The 26320-nt window shown below is 60.0% G+C and carries 26 protein-coding genes; 8 read left to right on the top strand and 18 right to left on the bottom strand.

The window, feature by feature from the left end:
* Nucleotides 1-64: 64 nt before the first annotated feature.
* From HU763_RS07035 to HU763_RS07015, 5 genes are all read right to left on the bottom strand, one after another.
* Complete coding sequence (locus HU763_RS07035) at nucleotides 65-1897, bottom strand: ABC transporter ATP-binding protein (RefSeq protein WP_186688872.1); 1833 nt, start codon at nucleotides 1895-1897, stop codon at nucleotides 65-67.
* The gene (locus HU763_RS07030; RefSeq protein WP_186688870.1) at nucleotides 1890-2522 is read right to left on the bottom strand and encodes a DsbA family protein; all 633 of its coding nucleotides are present in this window, start codon (nucleotides 2520-2522) and stop codon (nucleotides 1890-1892) included. The genes HU763_RS07035 and HU763_RS07030 overlap by 8 nt, the downstream gene beginning before the upstream one ends.
* A 3-nt stretch (nucleotides 2523-2525) precedes the next feature.
* A complete protein-coding gene (trhO, locus tag HU763_RS07025; protein ID WP_170028795.1) occupies nucleotides 2526-3458 on the bottom strand; it encodes an oxygen-dependent tRNA uridine(34) hydroxylase TrhO in 933 nt (310 codons plus the stop codon).
* 210 nt (nucleotides 3459-3668) lie between these two features.
* Nucleotides 3669-3965, bottom strand: coding sequence for a BolA family protein (locus HU763_RS07020; RefSeq protein ID WP_170028794.1), 297 nt, complete (start codon nucleotides 3963-3965; stop codon nucleotides 3669-3671).
* A 10-nt stretch (nucleotides 3966-3975) separates the two neighbouring features.
* On the bottom strand, nucleotides 3976-4500 hold the full coding sequence (locus HU763_RS07015) for a DUF2059 domain-containing protein (protein WP_170028793.1): 525 nt from the start codon (nucleotides 4498-4500) through the stop codon (nucleotides 3976-3978).
* Between the two features lie 155 nt (nucleotides 4501-4655).
* Between HU763_RS07015 and HU763_RS07010 the strand changes: the two genes are divergently transcribed.
* Entirely contained in the window at nucleotides 4656-6050 is a 1395-nt protein-coding gene (locus tag HU763_RS07010; protein ID WP_170028792.1) for a class II fumarate hydratase, read from the top strand.
* A gap of 129 nt (nucleotides 6051-6179) precedes the next feature.
* Here the strand turns inward: HU763_RS07010 and HU763_RS07005 are convergent, their stop codons facing one another.
* Both HU763_RS07005 and pap read right to left on the bottom strand, forming a co-directional pair.
* Entirely contained in the window at nucleotides 6180-7145 is a 966-nt protein-coding gene (locus HU763_RS07005; protein WP_186689437.1) for a DMT family transporter, read from the bottom strand.
* Nucleotides 7146-7393: 248 nt separating this feature from the next.
* Nucleotides 7394-8887, bottom strand: coding sequence for a polyphosphate:AMP phosphotransferase (gene pap, locus HU763_RS07000; RefSeq protein WP_186689440.1), 1494 nt, complete (start codon nucleotides 8885-8887; stop codon nucleotides 7394-7396).
* Between the two features lie 127 nt (nucleotides 8888-9014).
* Between pap and mnmC the strand changes: the two genes are divergently transcribed.
* From mnmC to HU763_RS06980, 4 genes are all read left to right on the top strand, one after another.
* Complete coding sequence (gene mnmC / locus HU763_RS06995; RefSeq protein ID WP_186689442.1) at nucleotides 9015-10979, top strand: bifunctional tRNA (5-methylaminomethyl-2-thiouridine)(34)-methyltransferase MnmC2/FAD-dependent 5-carboxymethylaminomethyl-2-thiouridine(34) oxidoreductase MnmC1; 1965 nt, start codon at nucleotides 9015-9017, stop codon at nucleotides 10977-10979.
* 1018 nt (nucleotides 10980-11997) lie between these two features.
* Nucleotides 11998-12738: a type II toxin-antitoxin system MqsA family antitoxin gene (locus tag HU763_RS06990; RefSeq protein WP_186689443.1), complete on the top strand. Its 741-nt coding sequence runs from the start codon at nucleotides 11998-12000 to the stop codon at nucleotides 12736-12738.
* Entirely contained in the window at nucleotides 12716-13201 is a 486-nt protein-coding gene (locus HU763_RS06985; RefSeq protein WP_186689445.1) for a hypothetical protein, read from the top strand. Before HU763_RS06990 ends, HU763_RS06985 begins: the two co-directional genes overlap by 23 nt.
* 701 nt (nucleotides 13202-13902) lie before the next feature.
* Complete coding sequence (locus tag HU763_RS06980; RefSeq protein ID WP_186689448.1) at nucleotides 13903-14121, top strand: AlpA family phage regulatory protein; 219 nt, start codon at nucleotides 13903-13905, stop codon at nucleotides 14119-14121.
* 91 nt (nucleotides 14122-14212) lie between these two features.
* On the opposite strand, the gene HU763_RS06975 is transcribed toward HU763_RS06980, so the two are convergent.
* From HU763_RS06975 to HU763_RS06960, 3 genes are all read right to left on the bottom strand, one after another.
* Nucleotides 14213-14458 (bottom strand): pyocin activator PrtN family protein, encoded by a 246-nt coding sequence (locus HU763_RS06975; protein WP_186689451.1) that lies wholly within the window; start codon nucleotides 14456-14458, stop codon nucleotides 14213-14215.
* Between the two features lie 347 nt (nucleotides 14459-14805).
* Nucleotides 14806-15075, bottom strand: coding sequence for a hypothetical protein (locus HU763_RS06965; RefSeq protein WP_225931932.1), 270 nt, complete (start codon nucleotides 15073-15075; stop codon nucleotides 14806-14808).
* On the bottom strand, nucleotides 15072-15365 hold the full coding sequence (locus HU763_RS06960) for a hypothetical protein (protein WP_186689454.1): 294 nt from the start codon (nucleotides 15363-15365) through the stop codon (nucleotides 15072-15074). Before HU763_RS06960 ends, HU763_RS06965 begins: the two co-directional genes overlap by 4 nt.
* Nucleotides 15366-15473: 108 nt before the next feature.
* On the opposite strand from HU763_RS06960, the gene HU763_RS06955 reads away from it, so the two are divergent.
* A complete protein-coding gene (locus HU763_RS06955; protein ID WP_186689456.1) occupies nucleotides 15474-16139 on the top strand; it encodes an SOS response-associated peptidase in 666 nt (221 codons plus the stop codon).
* Here the strand turns inward: HU763_RS06955 and HU763_RS06950 are convergent.
* Nucleotides 16133-16357 (bottom strand): hypothetical protein, encoded by a 225-nt coding sequence (locus HU763_RS06950; protein WP_186689458.1) that lies wholly within the window; start codon nucleotides 16355-16357, stop codon nucleotides 16133-16135. The genes HU763_RS06955 and HU763_RS06950 overlap by 7 nt on opposite strands.
* Before the next feature lie 303 nt (nucleotides 16358-16660).
* Between HU763_RS06950 and HU763_RS06945 the strand changes: the two genes are divergently transcribed.
* Nucleotides 16661-17878, top strand: coding sequence for an AAA family ATPase (locus HU763_RS06945; protein WP_186689460.1), 1218 nt, complete (start codon nucleotides 16661-16663; stop codon nucleotides 17876-17878).
* A 13-nt stretch (nucleotides 17879-17891) separates the two neighbouring features.
* The gene (locus HU763_RS06940) at nucleotides 17892-18551 is read left to right on the top strand and encodes an HNH endonuclease (RefSeq protein WP_186689462.1); all 660 of its coding nucleotides are present in this window, start codon (nucleotides 17892-17894) and stop codon (nucleotides 18549-18551) included.
* A 3-nt stretch (nucleotides 18552-18554) separates the two neighbouring features.
* On the opposite strand, the gene HU763_RS06935 is transcribed toward HU763_RS06940, so the two are convergent.
* The 7 genes from HU763_RS06935 to HU763_RS06905 are packed head-to-tail and all read right to left on the bottom strand — an operon-like array spanning nucleotide 18555 to nucleotide 26277.
* Nucleotides 18555-19064 (bottom strand): DUF2514 domain-containing protein, encoded by a 510-nt coding sequence (locus tag HU763_RS06935; RefSeq protein WP_186689463.1) that lies wholly within the window; start codon nucleotides 19062-19064, stop codon nucleotides 18555-18557.
* Nucleotides 19061-19504, bottom strand: a complete 444-nt coding sequence (locus tag HU763_RS06930) for a structural protein P5 (protein ID WP_186689464.1) — start codon at nucleotides 19502-19504, stop codon at nucleotides 19061-19063. Before HU763_RS06930 ends, HU763_RS06935 begins: the two co-directional genes overlap by 4 nt.
* Nucleotides 19505-19560: 56 nt before the next feature.
* The gene (locus tag HU763_RS24855; RefSeq protein WP_275959736.1) at nucleotides 19561-20154 is read right to left on the bottom strand and encodes a tail fiber assembly protein; all 594 of its coding nucleotides are present in this window, start codon (nucleotides 20152-20154) and stop codon (nucleotides 19561-19563) included.
* Nucleotides 20154-20921 (bottom strand): hypothetical protein, encoded by a 768-nt coding sequence (locus tag HU763_RS06920; protein WP_225931931.1) that lies wholly within the window; start codon nucleotides 20919-20921, stop codon nucleotides 20154-20156. Before HU763_RS06920 ends, HU763_RS24855 begins: the two co-directional genes overlap by 1 nt.
* 39 nt (nucleotides 20922-20960) lie before the next feature.
* Nucleotides 20961-21833: a hypothetical protein gene (locus tag HU763_RS06915; RefSeq protein ID WP_186689466.1), complete on the bottom strand. Its 873-nt coding sequence runs from the start codon at nucleotides 21831-21833 to the stop codon at nucleotides 20961-20963.
* Entirely contained in the window at nucleotides 21833-22147 is a 315-nt protein-coding gene (locus tag HU763_RS06910) for a hypothetical protein (RefSeq protein ID WP_186689467.1), read from the bottom strand. Before HU763_RS06910 ends, HU763_RS06915 begins: the two co-directional genes overlap by 1 nt.
* Entirely contained in the window at nucleotides 22144-26277 is a 4134-nt protein-coding gene (locus HU763_RS06905; protein ID WP_186689469.1) for a TipJ family phage tail tip protein, read from the bottom strand. Before HU763_RS06905 ends, HU763_RS06910 begins: the two co-directional genes overlap by 4 nt.
* Nucleotides 26278-26320 lie beyond the last annotated feature (43 nt).

Here is a 26320-nt window from a genome sequence, read left to right as displayed (position 1 = left end):
TAGGCCAAATGCCATCGCCGCGGCTGGGTTTTTCATGACAGAAAATCGGTGACTTTGTATAAGTTCAACTTTGTTGCAGGTGCCCATAAAGCTTGGCATACAACCCGCCTTCTGCAATCAGCTGCTGATGGTCACCATCCTCTGCCACATGCCCACCATCGAACACCAGCACCCGGTCGGCCTGTTTCACCGCGGACAGGCGGTGGGCAATGATCAGCGTGGTACGGCCGCTGAGAAAGCGCGCCAGGGCCTGGTGCAGGTTGTACTCGGTGGCGGCATCCAGGGCCGAGGTCGCCTCGTCGAGGATTACCACCTTGGGCTCGGCCAGCACCATGCGGGCAATCGCCAGGCGCTGGCGCTGGCCGCCGGACAGGCGCACGCCGGAGCGCCCCACCACACTGTCCAGGCCCTGCGGCAAGGCAGCGATGGTGCCATCCAGCTGGGCAATGCGTAGCGCCTGCCAGCAAGCCTCGTCGCTGCAGTCACGGCCCATGGTCAGGTTGGCACGCACGCTGTCGTTGAACAGCGACGGGTGCTGCAACACCACCGCGACGTTTTCGCGCAGGGTTTCCAGGCCGATTTCCTGCAGGCTGGCACCGCCAAAGCGGATGGTCCCGGCCTGGGCGCTATAAAGGCCCAGCAACAGTTGCACCAGTGTGCTCTTGCCGCCGCCGCTGGCACCCACGATGGCCACCTTCTCACCCGGGGCAATGCACAGGTCGAGGTGCTCGAGGACCGGCTCGTCGGCATAGGCAAAGCGCAGGTCGCGCACTTCGATGCCGACCGTCTGGCGGCCGGCGAACGGATCACTGGCGGCCGCATACTGCGGCTCGTCGGCACGCGCCAGCAGCTCGTTGAGGCGGCTCAGCGCACCGCCGGCGGCATAGTAGGCGTATTGCAGGTTGAGCAGTTGCTCCACCGGGCCGATCATGAACCACAGGTAGCTGAACACCGCCAGCATCTGGCCGATCGAAAGGTCGGAAAACAGCACGGTAAGCATCGCCGCGGCGCGGAAGATATCGATACCGAACTGGAACAGCAGGCCACTGGCGCGGCCACTGGCATCGCTTTTCCATTGCGAGTCGACGGCATAGTCGCGCACTTCGCGGGCGCGCAGGCCGAGGCGCCCGAGGAAGTAGCCCTGGCGGTTGCCGGCGCGGATTTCCTGGATGGCGTCGAGGGTTTCCGCCAGCGCCTGGGTAAACCGTGCGGTGCTGTCGTTTTCGAGCTTTTTCAGGTGTTTGACGCGCTTGCCCAACTGCACGGTGAAGTAGATGACCAGCGGGTTGAACAGCAGAATCAGCAAGGCCAGCTGCCAGTGCATCCAGATCAGGATGGCCGCGGTGCCGGTCAGGGTCAGCATGGCCACCAGGAAGCGGCTGAGGGTTTCGCCGACGAACTTGTCGAGGGTATCCAGGTCGGTGACCAGGTGGGTGGTGACCGTACCGCTGCCCAGGCTTTCGTATTCCTTCAAAGAAATCCGCTTGAGCCGCTCGATAAGGCGGATACGCAGGCGGTAGACGATATCCTTGGCCAAGCCGGCGAACAACCTGGCCTGGATGACGTTGAACGCCAGGGCGGCCAGGCGCAGGCACAGGGTCAGCAACAGCATCAGACCGATGTAGCCGGCGGCCACCTGCCAGCTGGCCGGCAGCAGGTGGTTCATCCACTGCAGCGCGGCATCGCCCTGGCCCAGCAGCACCTCGTCCACCAGCAGCGGCAGCAGCAACGGGATGGGCACGCTGCAGCAGGCTGCCAACACGGCAATGAGGTTGGCGGACCAGAGGTTTTTCTTGTGATGCAGGGCCAGGCGGCGGATTTCCGCCCAGCTCAGTCGGTCGGCCGCCGTGCAAGGCTTGCCCGGCACCGGGTCGGGTGACCCAGGCAGATCAAGCACAGGCGGCCTGCTGCAGCCAGCGGCCGAGCAAGGGTTGCAGGCGCTCCAGCGGCTGGTAGCCGTTGGTCAGCAGGGCCAGCTGGCCATTGCGCTCGGCCAGCAAGGTCGGGAAACCAGCGATGCCCAGGTCCTGCGCCCAGGCGAAATCGGCCGCAGTGGCGGCGCGCGTGTCGGCCCGGGCAAAGGCCTCGGCGAACACCGCACGGTCGAAGCCCGCCTGCTCGGCCAGTTCGACCAGATGCGGAGCAACGGTCACATCCACCCTCTGCTCGTAGAACGCTCGCTGGATCAGCGCCAGCAGCGGCCAGACGCGCTCGGCGTCCAGCTCGCGGGCGGTGACCAGGGCCCGGCAGGCCGGCTCGGTGTCATAGACGAAGCCGTCGGGCATGGCCCCCTCGAAGCGAAACGGCTGGCCAGTGGCTTCGGCCACCGCTTGCCAGTGTTCGAGGATGTACTTGCGGGTGGCGCTATCCAGCGCGCTGCCGCCGCTGCGCAAGCCGCCGGTGACCAGGCGGGTCGGCACGCCTGCTGCACGCGCCTGGGCGATCAGGGCCGCGGCCACGGGTGCGAAGCCCCAGCACCAGGAGCACATCGGGTCCATCACGTAGATCAGGCGTGCAGACATGCATCAAGCCTCGGCTTTGTAGTTGTAACCGATCGGATGCGGCAGGTTGCGGGCCTTGGCCAGTTCGATCTGCTTCTGCCGGTCGATGGCGCTGCGCCGGGTCTTCTCGCTCAGGGTGTCCCAGCAATGCGGGCAGCTCACCCCTGGCGAATAGTGCTCGGACGCACGCTCCTGTGCATTGATCGGGTGGCGGCAGGCGTGGCACTGGTCGTACTCGCCCTCGCTCAGGTCATGGCGCACCGTGACGCGGTTGTCGAAGACGAAGCAGTCGCCGTCCCACAGGCTTTCTTCCTGAGGCACTTCCTCGAAGTATTTCAGGATGCCGCCCTTAAGATGATAGACCGCTTCGAAGCCTTCACCGAGCATGTAGCTGGAGGCTTTTTCGCAACGGATACCGCCGGTGCAGAACATCGCAACCTTCTTGTGCTTGCTGGGGTCGAAGTTGGCCTTGATGTAGTCGGGAAACTCGCGGAAGGTTTCGGTCTTCGGGTCGATGGCGCCCTTGAAGGTGCCAATGGCCACTTCGTAATCGTTGCGGGTGTCGATCAGCAGCACTTCCGGGTCGCTGATCAGCGCGTTCCAGTCCTTGGGCTCGACATAGGTGCCGACCGCCTTGTTGGGGTCCACGCCGGGTACGCCGAGGGTGACGATCTCTTTCTTGAGCTTGACCTTGGTGCGGTAGAACGGCTGTTCGTCGCAGTACGATTCCTTGTGGTCGACGTCGGCCAGGCGCGGGTCGTTGCGCAGCCAGGCCAGCAGGCCGTCGATGCCTTCGCGGGTGGCCGAGACGGTGCCGTTGATGCCTTCGTGGGCCAGCAGCAGGGTGCCTTTGACGTTGTTGTCGAGCATGCTCTTGAGCAGCGGCTCACGCAGCTCGACGTAGTCTTCCAAGGTGACGAACTTGTACAGCGCCGCGACGACGATGGGTTGGGACATGAAGCAGAATCTCCAGGTGGTTGCCCTCGTAAGGGGCGGACCGGGTTTGACAGGTGTAAAAAAAGCATGGGGGCGCCTTGCGCCCCTTTCGCGACACAAGGCCGCTGCTACAGGGGAATCGCATAACCTGTAGGCGCGGCCTTGTGTCGCGAAAGGGCCGCAAAGCGGCCCCCGGATCTTGCAGGATTCTACCAGAACAACCGAATGGTTTCAGTGCCCGCCGCCCGCGCACACCGGCGAAGCCGGTGCCACGCCGACCTTGGCCCACTCCTCGGCGGTGTAGGTATGGATGGCCAGGGCGTGGATCTCGCCCATCAGTTCACCCATGGTGGCGTACACCTTCTGGTGGCGCTTGACGCTGTTCAACCCGGCAAACTGCTCGCTGACGATCACTGCCTTGTAGTGGGTCTCCTGACCACGACTGTGCATGTGGCTTTCGTCGAGCACTTGCAGGTGTTGCGGCGCCAGGGCGGCCAGCTGCTGTTCGATGCGCTGTTGCATGCTCATCGCGGCGTACTCACTTCTTCGCCGGGGCGACGGCCTTGCCGGCGTTCGGGTCCAGCTCCTTGGTCATGTCGTCCAGCAGCTTGTTCACCACCGGTACCGCAGGCTCCAGGCTCTGCTGGGTCAGCTGGGCCGACTGCTGGGTGACCTTGGGCATTTCACGCAGCACTTTCTTGCCCAGCGGCGATTCGTAGAACTTGACCAGGTCGTTCAGTTCCTGCTCTGTGAAGGTCTGGGTGTACAGGTCGACCATCTTCGGCTTCAGCTTTTTCCAGCCGATGGCGTTGTCCAGCGCGGCGTTGGCCTTGGCCTGGTAGCTTTCCAGCACCGACTGCTTGGTGGCCGGGGCCTTGGTCTGGGCAAAACGCTGGGCGAACATCTGCTGGACCTGCATGTATACCGGCGTCCCCAGCTTGTCGGCGTTGGCCAGGGTCAGGAATTTCTCGGCAGCAGCATTGTGGCTGGCGGTGGCAGCGAGTACCTGGCCGCTGGCGCAAGCCAGGGCAACGGCGGCACAAAGGACACGGAGACGGGTCATTGCATTTCCTTCAGAAGAGACGGAGGCGGGTACCTCAGAGTAGAGCATTCTGCGCCGTGGTGGCGATGTGCTCAAGTGGCACGACGAGCGACGGAACCGCTCGGTCGAATCAGGGCCTAAACTGCGATTTCGAACTACACAGGAGTGAGTACAGAATGAGCCGCATCGAGACAGACAGCCTGGGCCCGGTCGAAGTTCCTGAGGACGCCTACTGGGGTGCGCAGACCCAGCGTTCGCTGATCAACTTCGCCATCGGCAAGGAGCGCATGCCCATTGCGGTATTGCACGCCCTGGCGCTGATCAAGAAGGCCGCAGCACGCGTCAACGACCGCAACGGCGACTTGCCAGCCGACATCGCCCGGCTGATCGAACAGGCTGCCGACGAAGTGCTGGACGGCCAGCACGACGACCAGTTTCCGCTGGTGGTCTGGCAGACCGGCAGCGGCACCCAGAGCAACATGAACGTCAACGAGGTGATCGCCGGGCGGGCCAACGAACTGGCCGGCAAAGGCCGTGGCGGCAAGGCGCCGGTGCACCCCAACGACCACGTCAACCGTTCGCAGAGCTCCAACGACTGCTTCCCCACCGCCATGCACATCGCTGCAGCCCAGGCGGTACACGACAAGCTGCTGCCGGCCATCGCCGAACTGTCCTCGGGGCTGGCCGAGCTGTCGGCGCGCCACCATCAGCTGGTGAAGACCGGCCGCACGCACATGATGGATGCCACGCCGATCACTTTCGGCCAGGAGGTGTCCGCGTTCGTCGCCCAGCTCGACTACGCCCAGCGCGCCATCCGCGCCAGCTTGCCGGCGGTTTGTGAACTGGCCCAGGGCGGCACCGCCGTGGGCACCGGGCTGAACGCCCCGCATGGTTTTGCCGAAGCCATCGCGGCCGAGCTGGCGGCGCTGTCCGGCCTGCCGTTCGTCACCGCACCGAACAAATTCGCCGCCCTAGCCGGGCATGAGCCGCTGACCAGCCTGGCCGGCGCCCTGAAGACCCTGGCTGTGGCCCTGATGAAAATTGCCAACGACCTGCGCCTGCTGGGGTCCGGCCCGCGTGCCGGGCTGGCTGAAGTACGCCTGCCAGCCAACGAGCCCGGTAGTTCGATCATGCCGGGCAAGGTCAACCCGACCCAGTGCGAAGCCTTGTCGATGCTGGCCTGCCAGGTGCTGGGCAACGACGCGGCGATCGGCTTTGCCGCCAGCCAGGGCCATTTGCAGCTGAACGTGTTCAAGCCGGTGATCATCCACAACCTGCTGCAGTCGATCGAACTGCTGGCCGATGGCTGCCGCAACTTCCAGCAGCATTGTGTGGCGGGTATCGAGCCGGATGCCGAGCAGATGGCGGCGCACCTGGAGCGCGGGTTGATGCTGGTAACGGCGCTGAACCCGCACATCGGCTATGACAAGGCTGCGGAAATTGCCAAGAAGGCCTATGGCGAGGGCAAGACCTTGCGCGAGGCGGCACTGGAATTGAAGTACCTGACCAATGAACAGTTCGACCAGTGGGTGCGGCCGGAGAACATGCTGGCCCCAGGCGGAAAAGGCTGAGATCCGGATACCGCGCTCTGTGTGGGCGCGGCCTTGCGTCGCGACGGGCTGCGCAGCAGCCGCAGAACGCTCGGCAGAGACATAGAATTTTGGGGCTGCTGCGCAGCCCGTCGCGACGCAAGGCCGCTCCTACACAGAGCGGGCCACTTTGCGGAATTTGCGGGCCCGCCAGCTAGCCACCAGCGATGGCCCCAGCGCCACCAGCGCCGAACCCAGCACCACCGTCACCGCCCCGACATAGCCCAGGGCATTGATGTCCTCGGCATGCACGTAGTCGGGCCACAGCAAGGCCGCCAATGCCACCGCGACGAAGGTCACCAGCGGCGTCAACGCCAGCGTGGCACTCACCCGCGACGCCTCCCAGTGCGCCAGCGCCTCGGCAAACGCGCCATAGGCCACCAGCGTGTTCAGGCAGCAGGCCAGCAGCAACCAGCCCTGCACCGGGGTCAGCTGCAACGCCTGCAACGGGTGTACCCATGGCGTGAGCAACGCGGCGCAACCGAGGTAGATCACCATCATCACTTGCTGCGAATTCCACACGGTCAGCAGCTGCTTCTGGCTCAGTGCGTAGAACACCCAGATCGTGGTGGCCAGCAGGATGGTCAGCACGCCAGTGGTATAGGTGCCGAGCGAGGTCAGCAGCTCTTCCAGACGCTGGTTGAAGAACAGCCCGAACCCCGCCAGCAAAATCAGCAGCCCGATGCCCTGCCCCAGGCTGAACCGTTCGCGGAACACGAACACGCTGGCCACCAGCAGCAACACCGGGCCAAGCTGCACCACCAGTTGCGCGGTACCCGGGCTCAGCAGGTTCAGGCCGATCAGGTACAGCACATAGTTGCCCATCAGGCCGAGCACGGCCACCAGCACCAGCCCCTTGCCCCTGGGCGTCAGTTGGCGGATGGACGGCAAACGGCGCTGGGCCGTCAGCCAGGCGAACAGCAGCCCACCGGAAACCAGCAGGCGGTACCAGGTGACGGTGACCGGGTCGACCACCTGCAGCACCTGCTTGAGCTTGATCGGCAGGATGCCCCAGAGCAACGCCGTCAGAAGTGCCAGGAACAGGCCATAGCCCCAGCGGCCGGAAGTGGTGTGCATAAAGTCCTCGATCAAGCCCGTGGTGGGGGTGGTTGAATTCTAAAGGCTTGGAGGGCCAGGCCGGGGGCGAGTGCAGAGAAAAGAATTCATCAGGTCATTCTTCTATGGCATGCCTGGGTGACGAGTTGTCTGTGCCGGCTTGTTCGCCGGCAAACCCGCTCGCACAAGGCCCCAGGCTTCAGCCATGGGGTACTGCTGTGGGAGCGGGCGTGCCCGCGGAAGGGCAAGCACAGGCAGCATCGATTCGGCTATTTCTTGTCCTTGGCAAACGCTGCCTCGAGCGCCTGGTTGATGGTGCGCAACACTTTCACCCGTGCCCAGCGCTTGTCGTTGGCCTCCACCAGCGTCCATGGCGCAATCTCAGTGCTGGTGCGGTCGACCATGTCACCCACCGCCTGGACATAGTCGTCCCACTTCTCGCGGTTGCGCCAGTCATCCTCGGTGATCTTGTAGCGCTTGAACGGGATCTGCTCGCGCTCCTCGAAACGCTCCAGTTGGGTCTGCTGGTCGATCGCCAGCCAGAACTTGACCAGCACCAGGCCGGCATTCACCAGCTGTTCCTCGAAATCGTTGATCTCGCTGTAGGCGCGCATCCAGTCGGCCGGGCTGCAGAAGCCTTCCACCCGCTCCACCAGCACCCGGCCATACCAGGAACGGTCGAAGATGGTGAACTTGCCGCGCGCCGGAATATGCCGCCAGAACCGCCACAGGTAGGGCTGCGCGCGCTCTTCTTCGGTGGGCGCGGCAATCGGCACGATGCGGTACTGGCGCGGGTCCAGCGCTGCCGCCACGCGGCGGATGGCGCCGCCCTTGCCGGCGGCGTCGTTGCCTTCGAACACCGCCACCAGGGCATGCCGGCGCATGCGCTTGTCGCGCAGCAGGCCGGCCAGGCGGGCCTGCTCGGTGACCAGCTGTTCCTGATAATCGGCCTTGTCCAGGCGCAGGGTCATGTCCAGCGCGCCGAGCAGGCTGCGCTGGTCGATGCTGCGGCCCAGCGGCGCGACGTTGCCCCGGTGCTTGGCTTTGGGGTCGCTGGCCAGTGCTGCTTGCAGGCTTTCCAGCAGAATGCGCCCGACCGCCAGGCTGCGGTAGTTGGGGTCGACGCCTTCGATGATGTGCCATGGCGCATAGTCGCGGCTGGTGCGGCGCAGCACGCGCTCACCGAAGCGCACGAAACGGTCGTAGGTTTCCGACTGCTGCCAGTCCAGCGGGCTGATGCGCCAGCTGTGCAGCGGGTCGTCCTTCAGCGCCTTGAGGCGCGCCTTCATCTGCTTCTTGGACAGGTGGAACCAGAACTTGATGATCAGCGCACCTTCGTCGCAGAGCATTTCCTCGAGCCGCTCGGCGCCGGTGATGGCCTGGTCGAGCACGGCATCCTTGAACAGGCCATGTACCCGCCCCTGAAGCATCTGGCTGTACCAGTTACCGAAGAACACGCCCATCCGCCCCTTCGGTGGCAAGGCTCGCCAGTAGCGCCAGGCCGGGGGCCGGGCCAGCTCTTCGTCGGTTTGCTGGTCGAAGGTGAGCACGTCGATCAACCGCGGGTCCATCCACTCGTTGAGCAACTTGACCGTCTCGCCCTTGCCGGCGCCTTCGATGCCGTTGATCAGCACGATCACCGGGAAGCGCGCCTGCTGCTTGAGTTCGTACTGGGCTTCGAGCAGGGCCTCGCGCAAGGCGGGCACCTCGGCGTCGTAAGCCTCCTTGTCGATGCTGTGGCCGATTTCTGCGGATTCGAACATGCACTGGCTCCTTCAATGGATAAGCAAGACTAGCGGATTTCATTTGTGCCCGCGAAGCACTCGACACAGCCTGTGCAAACCTCCCGGATAGCTTAAAATCCGCCTATCCGCTGCAACCGAGCCAACCATGTCCACCCTCCTCCAGCACGCCCAGATCGACTGGGACGACCAGGGCCGCCCACACTCGCGGCAATATGACGACGTGTATTTCGCGGTCAACGAAGGCATCGAAGAAACCCGTCATGTGTTTCTCGGACAAACCCGCCTGGCAGAACGTTTCGCCGCCCTCGCCCCGCACGCCTGCCTGGTGATAGGTGAAACCGGCTTTGGCACTGGCATGAACTTCTACTGCGCCTGGCAGTTGTTCGAGCAGCATGCTGGTGCCGAAGCCCGCCTGCATTTCGTCAGCGTCGAGAAGTACCCGCTCGGCCGCGACGACATGGCCCGTGCCGTGCGCCTGTGGCCGGAGCTGGCGGCCTACAGCGAGCCCCTGCTGGCGCAGTACGTGGCGCTGCACCCTGGTTTCCAGCAGTTCACCTTCGCCAATGGGCGGGTCACCCTCACCCTGCTGGTCGGTGACGTGCTGGAGCAACTGCCGCAACTCGATGCGCAGGTCGATGTGTGGTTCCTCGACGGCTTCGCCCCGGCCAAGAACCCCGACATGTGGACCCCGGCGCTGTTCGCGCAGCTGGCGCGGCTGTCGCACCCCGGCACCGTGCTGGGCACGTTCACCACCACCGGTTGGGTACGCCGCAGCCTGGTCGATGCCGGCTTCGCCATGAAGAAGGTGCCGGGCATCGGCAAGAAGTGGGAAGTGATGAGCGGCGCCTACGTCGGCACCCCGCCTACCCCCTGCCCCCCTTGGTATGCACGCCCGGCAGCCGCAGCAGGGCCACGCGAGGCCCTGGTCATCGGTGCCGGGCTGGCCGGCAGTTGCAGCGCCGCCAGCCTGGCCCGGCGCGGCTGGCAGGTGACCGTGCTGGAACGCCACGACGCGCCAGCACGGGAAGCATCAGGCAACCCGCAAGGGGTGCTGTACCTCAAGCTGTCGGCCCATGGCACAGCGCTGTCACAGATGATCCTGTCCGGTTTCGGCTACACCCGGCGCCAGCTGGAGCGCCTGCAGCGCGGCCGCGACTGGGATGCCTGTGGCGTGCTGCAGCTGGCCTTCGACAGCAAGGAAGCCGAGCGCCAGGGCAAGTTGGCAGCGGCCTTCGCCCCTGACCTTCTGCATCCGCTGCAGCGTGATGAAGCCGAAGCCATGGCCGGTGTGGCGTTGCCGGCCGGCGGGCTGTTCTATCCCGAGGGTGGCTGGGTGCACCCGCCGGCGCTGTGCCAGCAGCAGTTGCAGCACCCTCGCATTCGCATGGTGACACATCAGCCAGTGCTCGACCTGCGCAAGGTCGGCGAGCAATGGCAAGCCTGGGCCGGTGAACGGCTGCTGGCCAGCGCACCTGTGGTGGTCCTGGCCGGGGCCGCCGAAGTGCGGCGCTTCGAGGCGTGCGCGCAGCTGCCGCTCAAGCGCATCCGCGGGCAGATCACCCGCTTGCCAGCCACTGCCGGCAGCCGCGCGTTGCGCACCGTGGTGTGTGCGGAGGGCTACGTGGCCCCACCCCGCGGCGATGAGCATACCCTGGGCGCAAGCTTCGACTTCCACAGCGAAGACCTGGCACCGACGCTGGCCGAACACCAAGGCAACCTGGCATTGCTGGATGAAATTTCCCCCGACCTGGCCGAGCGCCTGGGCGCCGCCGAGCTGGACCCGGCACAGTTGCAGGGGCGCGCGGCATTCCGCTGCACCAGCCCCGACTACTTGCCGATCGTCGGGCCGCTGGCCGATGCCGAGGCGTTCAACGAAGCCTATGCGGTGCTCAGCCGGGATGCGCGGCAAATGCCGCAGGTGGCCTGCCCGTGGCTCGGTGGCCTGTACGTGAACAGCGGGCATGGCTCGCGCGGGCTGATCACCGCCCCGCTGAGTGGCGAGCTGGTGGCCGCCTGGGTGTGCGGGGAACCACTGCCGGTGCCGCGGGCGGTGGCGGAGGCCTGTCATCCGAACCGGTTTGCCTTGCGCAGGTTGATTCGTGGGCGGTGACAGGGCCGGGGTATGCCGTTGGACCTGTAGCGCCCGGGAGATCGAGCGCCGCCCCAAATACCAAGACAAACCACCCACCGCCCCACCCCATATAACAGATCGATCTAAAACTCTCGCAAACCGCACGGGTCAGTTCCTTAAGGTGCCCTAATCCGGGGCACTCCCTCCCCAACGGAAAAACCGGTAAGGACCTATGTGCGGATTAGCAGGAGTATTGGAAAAGGGGTTTTTGGACGCCGTTAGGGGCCATAAACGCCCCTGATTTCCCCATAAAAAACCTTTTCTGGTACGAAAATTGGTACGAGCACATTGGGGGGGTAGCCTAGTTCCTATCCTGAAAAATTAGGCGCTTGGCATTTCGAGGGTGCCTTTTCTGTACCTAACCGGGCCGTTTCAAATCACTGAATCCACTTCACGACATCCCGCGTTTGGAGGTAGTCAACCAGGATCTCCTTGGTTATCAGTCAACAGGATGGCAAAATGCCCTCACGAAGAGGAGCAACCAGGGATGATTTCTGCAAATGATTCTTATTGGCAAAAATGAGCTAGCGTGTGTGCGGAAACCCGGGGTAGACTTACCATAATGGTAAATTCAGTAATCCTCAGCCAGTATTCTACGGGAGGGGTGCCTGGGCCCGGCGCTTCTCGGTTCATATCCGATGGACCTTTGTACCCGAAAGAGCAGGTTCTGAATCTACTGTCCAATGGAGCAGAGGTCCGTCCGGCCACCGACGACTGCATTGACAATGTGCAGGATTTGAACCTTAAGCCCGAAGATTTATCAGAACTTGTCAAGGATGCAGTCTGTAGTGGTCGTTATTTGAACGCTCAGTGGTGTGAGACAGGAGATCCCGGTGTGTGGGCTGCGTGCGACGCGTATCGGATTTCAAGGAAGGAGTGGAATAAATACGCTCACAAGGACCTGCAAGTGACCTACTACCTAAAATTCTGCATTGGCAAACTGAGCACGCTCATGCTGCTGATTTCCTGCCACCCCTCGGACCGCTAAGGAGGAACGATGAACACTCAAATCGAAACCTGCCCGCTGTGCGGCGAAGGGTGCCTTCATGAGGTCAGCCGCGATCGTGCGGTCGAGCATAAGGGCGTTCTCGGCCATGTACGAACTAAAGCGTTTAAATGTAATGCTTGCGGTTGCTCACAAGCTTCTCCCTCTCAGGTAAGAGATAACCAGCGAGCGATGACAGCATTCCAGAAGATGGCTGAAGGTCGTCTAACAGGCCAACAAATGCGTGATGCTCGTATTAAACTTGACCTCACTCAATCACAAGCCTCCCTTATATTTGGCGGAGGTCCCAATTCCTTCGCCAAATATGAAGCTGATGACGTTACTCAGTCAGAAGCAATGGACAATCTTGTAAGACTCGCACTGGAAGTTCCTGCAGCTAGGGATTGGCTGTATTCAAAAGCAGCAATAAATAACAGCAATGTCTTAACAGACCATATTTGGGCGCAGCAAGTCTATCACTTCAATCTGGCACACCAAATAGCCCGGCACGCTTTAAGCAAGCATTATTCAATGATGTCCAATGAGAGATTTTTCGGATCTCAACGAGTTAAAAGCAGTTTGCGAACATTGCACGAGCAGATTATTGAAGAGAAATCAGTTCAAGTGAATTGGTCTGGTCTTGCGGATGTGCTGGACAGCAAGGTTCGCCTGTATGGAGAAGAGGAGAATATTCAGTCCTTCTTTTCACCAACGTATAGTGAGGAAGATTATGACCGCCATACGCAAAGATAAGGATAGCCCTGAGTTCATTGATGTCTACCTCACTGAATCCAAAGCATTTTTTGCTTCAGGGTTCGATCCAAGCTTTGAAAAGTCCTTGGATAAATTTGAACTCAGTACTTTAGCTTTCGTCGACCGCTCCCAAGCGCTGATATCCAAAAGCGATGGCACGGGCAGATTCAAAGTATATTTCAATTTTGGCGCCAAGTGGTCAAAGCCTATAGAGGGCAAATCACCAGACTCGATAGAACCCGCTTCACCCAGCGAAGAGCCAGTTAATCCTGAAAGCCTTGTCACTATTGAATGTGAGATAGTTGCCGAATTCTCTCTTAGCAAACGCTATGAGCAGGCTTACCTTGACAACTTTGCCTTATCTAATGCCGTGGATTTTGTTGCACCCTACTGGAAAAATTATCTTATAAACCAGTGCGGTTTAATGCGGATTCAAAAATTGCCAATTCCTGACTTCAGCTAATGCTTAGGATCCGCAGTTGTTAGAAACCCGCAACCACATATAAACAACTTGCGCCTGATAGACCCGACTGTTATCAGGCGATTTAGCCTAACTTGTTAGATCGTTTAAGCACGTTACTTCCTGAAAAGCGTAAGAGTTAACCAGCGAAGGGAATAATCGCTAGCCCTTCTGGCCATAATAGTCACCTCCCCGGCATGCTGTAGTGCCGCCTCTAACTCCTTTTTGTAACCGATCCGCTGCCTCCGCTGGATCAGCAGCGCTCGCCCTTTCACCTCCCAAGCTAAGCGGCCTTGCTCAGGCCGGTGGCCCTCCTCCGAGCTGGATTTACAGCCTTGGTGCCCTCCACACCCAAGCCTTGCAGGATGTGTGCTTCAGCACCAAACTAGATGCCTAGCAACTCATGCTGCTCCGCACTTTTATTGAGGTGCCTGGCTATGGAACCTGAAATTATTCACATCCCGGAACTGGCCACATTACTCGGTCGTTCCGAAGCCGCAATACGAAGCGCGCTGCAGAACCATGCAACGTGGCTACCTCCTTCCTTCAAACAAGGGCACCGGATCTGCTGGAGGCTTGAGACGGTCCGGGATTTTATAAAGGAGTGGGAGCAAACTGGAGATCAGAAATCGAAGCCTGGGCGTAAGCGGAAACCACCACCAACACTTACCAGAGTGAGCTAGCCATTTGAGGCGGGAGTCAGCATGATTTCACCAGCGACTGATCGCTTCATGCGGATTGATGAGGTGATATCTGTCACGGGCCTGGCAAGGAACACCATCTACCGGCGAATGCGCGAGGGCACGTTTCCACGGCAGGTTCGGCTTGGGCCGAATTCAGTTGCATGGCTGCAGTCGAGCATTTCGGGATGGATGACATCCGTCGTAGAGAGCAGTTCGTCGCCACCGGATGTTGAGCGGTAGACAGCGGCTTACCCTTTGCTTGGGCATCGCGAGATTTATTAAGCATTCTGGGCGGCTCGCTGCACGAACGGCACAGGGCTCGCGATGTCCCTTATACGATTCTTTTGGCCTCGGCGCGTCGCGCATCAATATAGGCAGCGAGGTCGTTGAGATGCACTCCGCGGGCGGACTTCTGACTGCGTTCCATGGCGATAAGCGGCAATCGAATCTCGCCTTTGGCGATTTTCAATTTCATCTTCTCCGGGCTGAGGTGAGGAAAATAATCAGCGCAAACCCTCTCCAGCGGAATCACTGCCAAGCCGTCGTACTGCGCGAGAAGGAGAAACTCGGTCTTCATAGCAATCACCTCCTTCGCCTCACCAATTTAAGCGCACCCTCAAATTCAGACTTTGCTTGTTGATGTCGCGCCCCGTTGGTTAAGAGCCCGGCTTGTAAAGACGAAGGAATCTGACCAGCGGCCTTGTCGATAGCGTGCTCTGCTATGTACCTGTCAGCCCACTCATCTAGCTCGTACCGGTCGAACCCCACGCCTCTGGCACCGATGGCAAACTCCTTAACGAACGGTCGGACAGTCTTGTCAAACTCCGATCGACACATCCCAAGGTAACCTGGGGCAGATCGGTACCTCAGAATACGAGGAAGAACCTGCTGTTCTTTTCCCATTTCAGTGTCCAGCTTGCACTTTCAGGCTTCTGTTGTATCCAATGAAGGCAACTCGAGATAGAGCATTTGGTCGGTGGAACAAACAATAGCCACCTCTTCAGCCAAAGCCCAGAGCCTGGCTGCCTCGGCTAGCTCCAGCATATCCACCAAGCTGCCATCGTCGATTTCCTGTCGCCGGTACGCGGCATAGGCCATCTCGCAGAGAACGGCAGCTCGACCGTCCGGATCGGTCACCAGAGCGCTTTGGTCATCCAGTTCGGCCAACCAGGCCAGAGGCAGCCCGTCCATCATTCCAACCTGCACCACCACGACTGTGCGTAAAGCACGCCGTCGATCTCTTCGATGCCGTTGATGTTCATCCCGAGCTGGGCCATGCCGTTGACCTTGGCATCGTGCAGCCGAGGAATGGGATCTGGGCCAGGGGTCGGGTTGAACACCCAGGCCTGGGTCGACTCTCGGCCCAACGGATCGCTGTAATGGTCACCGATGTGGATGTCTGCCCGCAGAGGCTGGATCTTCCTGAGCTGATCGGAAGGAATGGCCACGCCATTCACGCGGCGGCGGACGATGAGGAAATACATGCTGCACCGAATACTGTATATGGATACAGCATTTCAGCATCAGGAAACGCAAGCGCGCCAGTACCGCTCGGCGGACTATGCTTGTTTGCTCAGGAAGGAGGGTCGCGCATGTGTGGAAGGTTGAGCCAGTACCGGGGGATACGCGACTTCGTTGAAACCCTGAGCCTACCAGAAGCCTGGCGGAACAACGTAGGCGACCAGCCGCTTGGCCGGTACAACGTCGCGCCGACCACGCCAGTGGCAGTGCTGCGGGTGGATGAGGCAGGCCCTCGGGCGGACCTGGTGAGGTGGGGATGGCGGCCGCATTGGGCAACCGACCGGGCTGCGCCGATCAACGCCCGGGTGGAGAAAGTGGCACACGGCCCGTTCTTCCGGTCGATCTGGCCAAACCGGGCCATCACGCCGATCGACGGCTGGTATGAATGGGTCGACGAAGGCGGGCCGAAGAAGCAGCCGTACTACATCCGGCGCCGCGACGGTCGCCCTGCCCTATGCGCCAGCATCGGCCAGTTCACCGGCAATGAGCACGATGGCTTCGTCATCATCACCGCCGACGCCCAGGGAGGGATGGTCGATGTTCACGACCGCCGGCCTGTCGTGCTGCCACCTGAGCTGGCATACGAGTGGATCGCGGCAGGAATGCCGAGCGAGCACGCAGAGCAACTGGTGCTCAACCTGGGCGAGCCGGCCGAGGCCTTCGAGTGGTACAGGGTAGGCACAGCAGTTGGCAATGTGCGCAACCAAGGCGCCGAGCTAATCGAGCCGGTTCAGTGAAGGGGTGGAAATTCCTTTCCCCGCGCCTTGGCAACAGCGCGCAGCTGGTAATCAGAGACCGCCTGGAATAGGGACTCGGCCAGTTGCCGCAGGCGCTCGATTTCTTCAGGCGGTGCGCCACGGTCCTGGGCCTGGTGGTACTCCCGCATGGCGTCGACGGCCTGCTGTATCAGCGGCTCGCCTGCTTCGATCATCCCTATGAAGGTGCGCTTCTCCATTATCCGCTCCGATCTGTTGATCAGCGCATTATAGGACGCCTCGCAGGCCAAGACAGCTAACCGGTCAGGGAGGGCTACGTCGAATAGCCATGATGCAGCACTAGTACGGAAATGGATTTCAGGTCGCACCGTTATAGGCTAGGAGGAACCGCAAGATTCCCAATGGATGTAGGGAGCGTGCAGTCTTAGCCTCCTTGGTCAAGCTGGATTTATTCCCAGAAACTCGGAACCGATAGCCCCTATGGAGACATTAGCCCTCGAAAGTGGCATTCTGCCGCCACCGGTCACACGAAGGACGAAGTAATGAAGTACATCAAACAGATAAAAATGGCTCCACACAGTAGTGCTCGAACCGTTACAATCCGCGCTGACCAAAAAAACCTAATCATTACGGGTAAAAATGGGGCAGGAAAAACAACGCTATTAAAGAAAATCCACTTGGAACTCACCAGCAAACTAATAACGGGTGATTTCACATCTGAAATTAATATCGCAGAGCGAATAAAAGAATACGAAGACATCGAGATCACACCTGAAACACACGGCGACCGCTATTATGAAATCAAGGCGCAACGAGAGACACTGGAACAATTAATACAAAACAATCCATTTACATTTGACTCAGTCGATAGACTTGAAGAAAACTTTCACAAACAACTCGCTGTAATTGAATACTTCAGCGCTGAGCGCCAAGCTAATATCGCAGCAGCAGCGAGCGCATCTAATGCTTCTCTCAGCCAAAATCAACAGCCTCGCATTCCCTTAGACAACAGTTTGGAGAGCACTCTAGAGCAGCACATCGCAAATCTTTACGTCAGAAAAGCAATCGCGCTTACATTCCAAAAAAATCGAAAGACTGCAACAGAGATAGACCTATGGTTAAATCAATTTGAGCGAGATCTTCAACATTTAACCGAAGATGAATCAACCAAAATTGAATTCGACCCGTACGACTTTAAGGTATATATAAAGCAACGCAACAAAGACAAGTACTCTCTCCAATCCATATCATCCGGCTACTCTTCGATACTAGCGATTTTTTCCAGACTACTGATGCGCGCAGCATATCTTCAAGTCACCCCTGATAAACTTGAAGGAGTAGCAATTGTCGACGAAATTGATGTCCATTTGCATGTATCACTGCAAAAGAAAGTACTACCATTCCTAACAAATTCCTTCCCGAATATTCAATTTATAGCGTCCACTCACTCCCCTTTCATTCTCACATCTACTGATGATGCTGTAATTTTTGACCTTACTTCGGAAGAGCACGCTGAGAAGGTTTCAGCGTACTCGTATGAATCAATTTTAGAGGGGCTATTTGGGGTCCATAGCGCCTCAGACAAACTTCAAAGCCAAATCCGAGAGCTGTCCGATCTTACCAACAAAGCAAGACTTGACAAGCACCGCCTTGCTTCGATAGTGAAAGAGCTGATGCCCGATGCAAAGTATCTTGACTTCGAGTCTCGCTTTTTCTTTAACAAAGCCGTACTTCGGCTCACGCACAACAAAGATGATTGACAGAGGGGCGCGAATGTTTAAAGTAACTCGAACTTACCCTGCCCCTGCCAGCCTAGCACTTAGAAAAAGCTATTCCGATGAAGATGTCCTTATTGCCCTAGAGAAAATCTTTTATGGAAAATGCTATCTATGCGAATCTAAACACCTTATCAATCTCAATGTCGAACACCTTAAACCCCACAAAGGAAAAAACGACGACTTAAAGTACGACTGGAACAATTTATTCTATGTTTGCTCTCGATGCAATAATTTCAAAAGAGCCACCTACGACAATATCCTCGACTGCACCAGTACAGAAATTGATGTACTACTCGGCATAAAGCACGTTCCTCCAGCCTCTCCCTACGGAAAACTAGAAATATCTGCGCAACTTGACTGCGAACGAACAAGATTGACAGCAAGCCTCCTTCAGAAGATCTTCAACTCAGACAGCACCGCTAACAAAAAAATTGCGGGCAAGGAATTGAGAAAAAGGGTCTTTCTAGCTTTAAACCACTTCAACAACCTATTCGTTAAATACCTTGACGAAAAAACGCCACGCAGAAAAAAAATCGTTCTGCTTGAACAACTCCAGACATTAGCGAATAGAGAGCAGGAATTTTCAGCCTTCATACGCTGGACTATATTCGAAGACCCAGTACTAACTGATTTATTGAAAGCGCATATTGACTAACCACTACAGTCTCGCCCTGTTGCTTAACGCATCATACGCTCGTTCACATTGTTGACCCGCTATTCGGGCTCGGTCATAAGCTTTCGCCAGTTCTCCCGCTCGTTCGTCAGCCCGTGCGAGCAGGTCGGAGAGCACCATGGCGGCGCGGGTGGCTGCCTGGCCTCGGGCGATAGCGGCGGTATCCGTGCCGGGACAACTGACGGTGGCGGCGAGCTTGGCGCCTTGGTGCTGCAGCCGCTGGCCAGCAGCATCGGCGCCAGCAGCGCCAGCTTCAGCAATCGCTCGTTCTTCTTGAGCATGGACTCTTGCCTCCTCCTGCGCCTGGGCGCGTCGTTGTTCTTCCTTTCGAGCGCCCCGCTCGCCTATCACCTCGGCTAGGCGGTCCCCGCTGTCACGTTCGGCTGAAGCCCGAGCAGCTTCAGCCCGCTCCACTGTCCTGCCGTGCTGGTATACGCCCCAGTAGGACGCAAGCAGGGCCAGCAGAATCAAAGATCTGATTGCCCACGATTTCATACCAAGGCCATCCGCACGCCTTCGTCAATCACCTGGTCCGGGTACGGGTTGCCGCCGTTCTCGTGCACGATAATGCCGACCACCATGCCGCGCAGCGTGGACGGGTCCTTGATGCTGATCGGGTCGGTTGGGCGCACACCCAGACGCTTGGCAACTGCTGCTGCATAGGCCTGGGTGTCGTTCTCGCTGCTCGGTGCCCAGCGGCTGATGGTTTCAAGTACGGTGTCGATACCCTTCCCGCCCACGCCGGGCATGCCGTCCTTGCCGCGGTAGTTGATCAGCAGCTTGCCCAAGGCACGAATGCCGTTTTCGGGGGTGTCGAAAATGGCGAAGCGGCCACCAGGTTCCTTGCCTATCTGGCCCTGCCAGTCGTTGCGGGGATTGAAATCGATGTTTCCGGGGTTGCGGTTGCGTACGCCCCGGGGCTGGGATTGCGTCATGGGTTTCTCCAGGCAAAAAAATACCGCCAGGCGGCGGTCGGTGTGTTCTGTTCGGGTCAAGCTGGAGGCGCTGGCCAGTCAATCTCGTTGGGGTAGCCTTCCTGCTCAGTCAGGCGGCTCAGCGCGACGCGGTACTTTTTCCAGAGCTTGAGACACGCTTCATCGTCAGGCGTTGCTTCGCCAATATCGAAGGCATCCTGCAGCGGAGCGATGGCGGCATCGGCGGCGGCGCGGCGCTGGGCGAGATCGGCGGTCACGACGGCAAGCAGCTGCTCGGCAGCAGCCTGCGCCTTCGCCTCGGCAGTGACAACCTGCGACCAATCAATCACACCGGCAATAGCGGTCAGGCGCTCGCCGAAGTCCAGGCCCGGAAGCTGCACCGGCCCATCGGCGGGGTAGAGATTGACCGGGAACCGGGCAGCCTGCGGTGCGTCGGCTGCATGCGGCAGCATCAGGGTAAGCACCAGGTCACCGTTGAAGCGTTCAACCGGCGCGATCACGAATTCACACCCGATTGCTTCAGCAGGCAAGGTCTCACCATCGGCCAAGCGGGAGAAATCCAGCCCAACGCCGTTGATTTCCAGAACTTCGCCAGTCTTGAACACTGCAAGTTGCAGGTCAGACCGGACTGGAGAGAGCTTAATAATCATCAGAACCACCTACCAATCGCATGTGCAGAAATTTGAACTGCGGTTCCGGACGCCCTGGACACCATATCGAACCCACGCAATGTGGCGCTCGACCCGCTAGGGGTGCCAGCAAGTGCCGACCAGTTTGCGGCGGATCCCCAGCGGAATGTGCCCGGTATCACAACTGGCGTACCCGCAAATGCTGCAGGGAAAGACCAAGTGCGCGTCCCTTGATAAACGCCGCCAGCGTACGCAGTATCGATCGCTTGATCGGTGACGCTGATGGTCATCCAGCAGTGCATCGTTCCGTCGGCTAATTTAATGTACTCACCGTTGGCATTGCTGCCACGCTCGATAATCGCGCCTGTTGGAGTACCACCGCTCTGGCTCACCGTACCTGCGATGTCAGCAACGGCTGCCGATTTCAAGCCGAGCCCGCTGCGGGCCAAGGTCGCCGTAGTGCCCCCAGTTCCGCCTTTGGCCACCGGCAAGACGTTCTCGGTCGAGACCGCTCCTAGCCCAGCCAGCGTTGACCCCCACGTGTTCGCGATGTCGTTGAACTTATCGGCCAATGTCTTGGTATAGCCCTGCACCGGCGTGATGGCGTAACTGCCGCCGCTCACCGTCGCACCTTGATAGGCTGGCAGGATGCTCAGCACCGTGCCGCTGGCAATGTTGGTCACCTCATACCAGCGCCCATCCGGGCCGAGGAACGCATCGCCAACCCTGCCGTTAGCTGAAAAATTGGTGCCGGTACCGGTCACCGTTGTTTGGCCAGCCGTGATCACGACCGTACCTGTCCTGTACCAGGGCATAGGATGCTCCGATTAGTTGAAGGGGAATGGCAGGTTGTCCGTCTTGATGACGAGCGCCTGCGGGTATCGATTGGTGGGGATGTCAAAGTACCGATTTGGCGCTGCGGTGCTGTAGATCATCGTGGTGCGCGCAGCGTCGCAGGCCATGAAGTAGATGCCGCCTGTTGCGCCGTAGGCGCCATCCATATGCGCCTGCTGGTTTCCATAAGCCGGGAACGGCGTGCCTGGCGCGGACATGCCGTCCATAATCCCCTGCCCAAGAGACCGGGAGAACGTGGTGCTTGCTGCGTATTCACCCGATCCTACGGCGATGAAAATACGCGCCACGCAGTAATACACCCCGCTATTGATGAACCGCACGGCCTGTTTGGTAGCGCCGGCAAACGGCACGGTGTACTGGGCAATGCCCCCAACAACTGTCGGAGTAGGCGGCGCCGGCGCACTGATCGTGTCGACGATATTCAGCGGGTACTGCAGCGAATTGAAAGTAAGTGTGCCGGCCTCGTCGTAGCACTTCAGACCCGCGCCGTTCATAGTGTTGCGCATGGTGTCGAAGTAGTAAAACTTCGTGTTTGGGCTGGCCCCGATGAAGTAGAACGTGGTGGTGTCGCCCGACTTGGACGAGCCGCACGAAATTCCCGTACCACTTATGAAGACGATCGGCGCCACCGCGCCGGTAACGCTGAACCCATGGATGGCGTCGGAAAATGAGGACTCTGCATAGCTGCTCCCTTCATTGGGTGGCAAGTTGGCCGACCTGTACTCAAGCCGGGGCCAATTGAGCATGTAGGAGAGATAGCCGCTCTTGAGCAATCCGTAGGTGATTTTCTCGGTGTCGAACAGGAGACTTCCGTCCTCCTTGTAAACCTTCAGGCCTGCTGACATCAGTAGTATCCGTAGTGAATTCTGCAGTTGAGCGAATAGAACCCCCAGCCGCTCGGATAGGAGTACTGCCAGGACAAGGTTGCAGCGGAGGCTCCCACCGTCAGAGTGACCCCGGGCCGCTTCCCGAGGTACTTGTTCTGGGCCGAAAGCTCGGTAATGGCGTAGAACAGCGTCTTTCCAGCGGGGGCAAGGGGAATCGAGAGCGACCCATTGGCCGCTCCCGTGTCCACATAACCCATCATCTGGCTGATCGAGCTGGTCATATCCAGCAGCGCCAGGCCGCTCGGGTCGTAGACCTTCAGGCCTGTCGTCATACGTTCAATCCCAGATCGATCGCCAGGTTGCCGTTGGCGTGGTAGATGCGCAGGCGCTGGTTGTTGATCAGCAAGCGGCCCTGCCCTGCCACCGTGCCGTTGATCTCGAACGTGCCGCTCTTGTTCAAGATCCAGCCCTGCTGGCCTGCAACGTAGTTGGTCGAGCTGATGTAACTGCCGATCTTGGCGTTGGTGATGGTGCCGTCTTGGATGAAGGCTTCATTCATAAACACCTGGCCGCCCTGCACCGCGAACGGCGAGGAAAGCGTGCCGTTGATGCCATTGACCACCGCGAAGAGGTCTGCCGATACAAGGAACTTGCTCTGCAGCCCGGCCGGACCGTTCTCGATGCCGAGGCCAATACCCGCGGCGACGTACTGGCCCTGGGCGTTGACCTGCATCTTGACCGACCACATGGTGCTGGCCTTGTTATCGAGCGCGGCCAAGGCCTGACTGGTGACCTGAACCGAGGCGCTGGTTTTCTGGATTTCACCGTTGGCTTTATCCAGTGCCGAGTTGAACGATACCTCCAGCGTATCGGTTTTCTTCGCCTGGACCTCGATCTCGGATGCCCGGACCTTGGCCTCCTCGGCAATCTTGGCGGTGTTTTCCCAGCCTTTCAGTGCCCCGTTCAGTGCGCCTTCGCTGCTGTCATCTCGCTCGGCCTGCGGTATCGTGAAAGAGGCCTCCATGTAACCAATGCGGACGCCCAGCGCCTGGTCGGCATCCGCGCGGGTGGCAGCCTCCTCACTAATGGATGCCTCACGAAGCGCCCTCTCCCCGGCAATCCCATCCGCACGGTCGGCCTTCTCCTGATCGAGCGCGGTATTTGTAGCGTCTACTCTGGAGTTGACCGTCTCAAGCCGAGAGGCCGTCGACGACTCATTGTCGGTGACCGTCTTCTCCAGCGCCGAGAGGCTGGCCGAGTTGTTTCCGACCTTGGTGTTTACATCCAGGAATCGGCTGGCTGTGGCCTGCTCATTCGTGACAACGGTCTGCTCGAGGCTGCGGATGCTGCCCTTGCTCTCGCCGACACTGGCCTCGACCGTTGTCATCCGGCTGGCCATAGCCTCGTTCTGGGTCGCCCTGGTGCGCGACTCTTCGGACACCTTGGCAAGCGTATCCCAGCCCCGTAGCGCATCGGTGAGCGCACCTTCCGGATTTTCGTCACGGTACGCCGACTGCACGGCCTGCAGCATGGCCGCAGTCACCGTCACCTTCCCGTCTACCGTCGCGATGTCCGTGGTGTTTTTCGCCACCGCCTGTGCCAGGCCATTTGCCGTCTCGGCAATGCTACCGATGTCGACCCAGTAAGTCGGGTTCGGCGGAGCATTGCTGCCGTCAGCTGCTGCCGGCACCGGCGCGATCGCCATGTACAGGCGGTGGCCGCTGCGCACCGCATCGTTCTTGGCATAGGCGTTGGTCGCCACGTACTCGAGCGGGTCGGTCAACTCAGTGATCAAGCCCTCCAGTTCCTGCTTCGCTTCGTTGATCCGATCATTGACAGAGCCGGGGAAGTCGCCGGAGATTTTCTCGATCTCCTTCAGCAGGTCCTGCCCCAGTTCACTCTCGGTGATCTGGCCGCTGATCAGTTCCAATACCGGGCTGGCATCCGCCCCAGACTGGCCAAGCACGCCACCATCGACGGGATACCATGGGCCGACATTGCCGGTCCGGTCCACAAGGCGCGCCCAGAAGAAGAACGAGACGCCGGCCTTCAGGCCTTGCATCACGTACTCGGCCTGCGGGTAGGCCAGGTCGGCCAACTTCGTTGCTGCCTCCAGGCTGTTCGTTGGCCCGTACCAGATCTCTGTCCGCTGGGTATCCTCGGCACCTGGTGGGATGCCCCATTTAAGCGATATCCCGAAGATCAGCGAACTGGCAGTGAGGTACGTCACTGCAGGCGGCGGCGTAGTCTTGCCTGCAACATCTGTCAGCACGGAGGAAGTCGGGATAGAAGAAACGTCCATGGCGTTGACTGCACGAACGCGGGCCAGGTACTGGCCGGCATATACCCCGCGAACATCCACCGCCAGCTCGCCAGTGCGCGATACCTTGATCCAGTCACGGGAACCCCAGCGCCATTCCACGTCATATGCAACGGCACCTGGTGCGGCGTCCCATCCAATGGTCATGGTGGTTACTGCGATGCCCTGGTCCACAGCAGAGTGGCTGCTGATCAGCACTCGGGCGGGAGCATCCTGCACCCCAGGTGGCAACACACTGATCGGCCTGTCGTCGATCATGGTGCCGTGGTCAATGGCGTCGAACTTGCTCGGTTCGTGCTGGATCAGCTCCAGCTGGAAACGGGTCCATTCCGGCCGGGTCACGTTGCGGACGTAGAACTGCATTAGCTTCAGGTCGTCGTAATCGATCGCCCAGGCACACTCCGGCTGCGGTGGCTCGCTGAAGTCGGCCATTACGGTGATCTGGCGGCCCGCCGCCGAGCGGATCTGTCGCGTTTCAGCCTTGCCGCTTGGCAGGTTCACCAGCAAACGGGCACCGGTCGGCACCTCAACGTCACGGTCGAGTGTCACGACACGCCCAGCGACAGCGGCGATCCGGCCGCCGTTGGCCCTGCCGGCCAGCATCGGGTCGGACAGCGCGATCACCGTGCCGGGCTTCGGGATGTAGCCATCGAGGCCCACGTTGATCGTTGCGCCGCGGATCTGTAATTGCTCGGTCAGTAGCGCCCACTTGCCCGCGCGTTGGGCCTGGCCACGGCTGGTGCATCCCACGGCCTCGACGGACACATCACGCACACCGTACTCAGCCATGGCATCCTCATCGAACACCGGCTCCTTATCCGTCTCAAAGCCCTGGTTCGGATCATCGAACGAGACCAGGGCGAGGCTGTGGCGGTCACGCCATTTGCTGCCGGTGTACTTGACCACGCCGTCGCCCAGGATCTGGGAGGGGCTGTAGGTGTACACCGGGTCTTGAGGCATGTCGGCATTCACCGCGATCTGGCTGCCATCCCAATAGGCCAAACCATGGAAGATCGCGGCCAGGTCCTGCAGCACTGCCCAGGCGTCTGCCTGCTTCTGCAGGTAGAGGTTGCAGGTGAAGCGCGGCTCCATACCACCCTGCCCTTTCCCGTCCGGCACCAGCTGATCGCACCATTGGGCGATACGGTACAGTGACCAGCGGTTAATCATTGACGCATCAATACGGTCGCCCAGGCCATAGTAAGGATGCAGCACCAGGTCGTAGAACACCCAGGCCGGGTTGTTGGTGTAGGCCTCCTTGAAAGATCCGTCCCAAACGCCATTTGTGGTGCCCGCACCCGAGGTGGCATAGGTTCGGGTCTCAGGGTCGTAGTTCATCGGCACGCGGATTATCCGGCCACGCATCAGGACAGCGATTTTCGGGAAGTCTCCACCGAACTGCTGGGCGTCGTATTCCACGCAACCAACCGCCGTGAGCGGGTATTCCTGATCGCTATCGACCACCTCAGCGATCGCCTCGACGACCATGGCATCTTGCACCAGCGAGCTGTTGGCCTCAGGCGTCAAGCGGCGTGCGCGGATTGTCCAGCTGGTACCCTCTGGCAGCTCGATGCGGTGCGACCGCTCGTACTTGGTGACATTCTTGCGGCTCACGCTCGACGCCAGCACTTGCTGATATGAGCCGCCATCGGTAGCTACGTCGACTGCATAGTCGATGCGTACGCCGTTGATGTTGCCGCCGCTGTCTTGGGCCTGCAGCACAGGCCAGGAGAACCGAACTCGAACGGCATCAATCACGGGGTTGTTGATCGAGTGGACCCAGGGTGCGGTGGTGCGCAGCTCCTGGCCGACCTGGATCTCGTTGCTGGACTCCGTCACGCCATCCAGACGCTCCTGATGCAGTTCGCCCGAGCGAAACTGCCACTTCACGCCCGGATAGTTGACCGTGCCGTCTTCGGCCACGAGCGGCGTCCCGTCGAGCTTGACCGAGCGAAGCCCGTTCACCGGGCCAACGATCGGCCCCCAGCTCCACAGGTAGACCAGGCGTGCCGTAGAGATCGACGGCACGCTGTTCGAAGCGATGCTGGGCTGCTTCGGCTTCTTGCTGCCGCCCTTGTGCCCGCTGATCTGGCGGCGTTGCGCACGCGGGGCCGGGGTCTTGCGCTTCACTTCTGCGCCCATTCTTCCTCCAGAAACAAAAAAACCTGCCGAAGCAGGTCAGGGA

Origin of the sequence: Pseudomonas anuradhapurensis, from assembly GCF_014269225.2 — a bacterium.
Taxonomy (GTDB): domain Bacteria; phylum Pseudomonadota; class Gammaproteobacteria; order Pseudomonadales; family Pseudomonadaceae; genus Aquipseudomonas; species Aquipseudomonas anuradhapurensis.
This window is presented reverse-complemented; position numbering and strand designations above follow the sequence as displayed.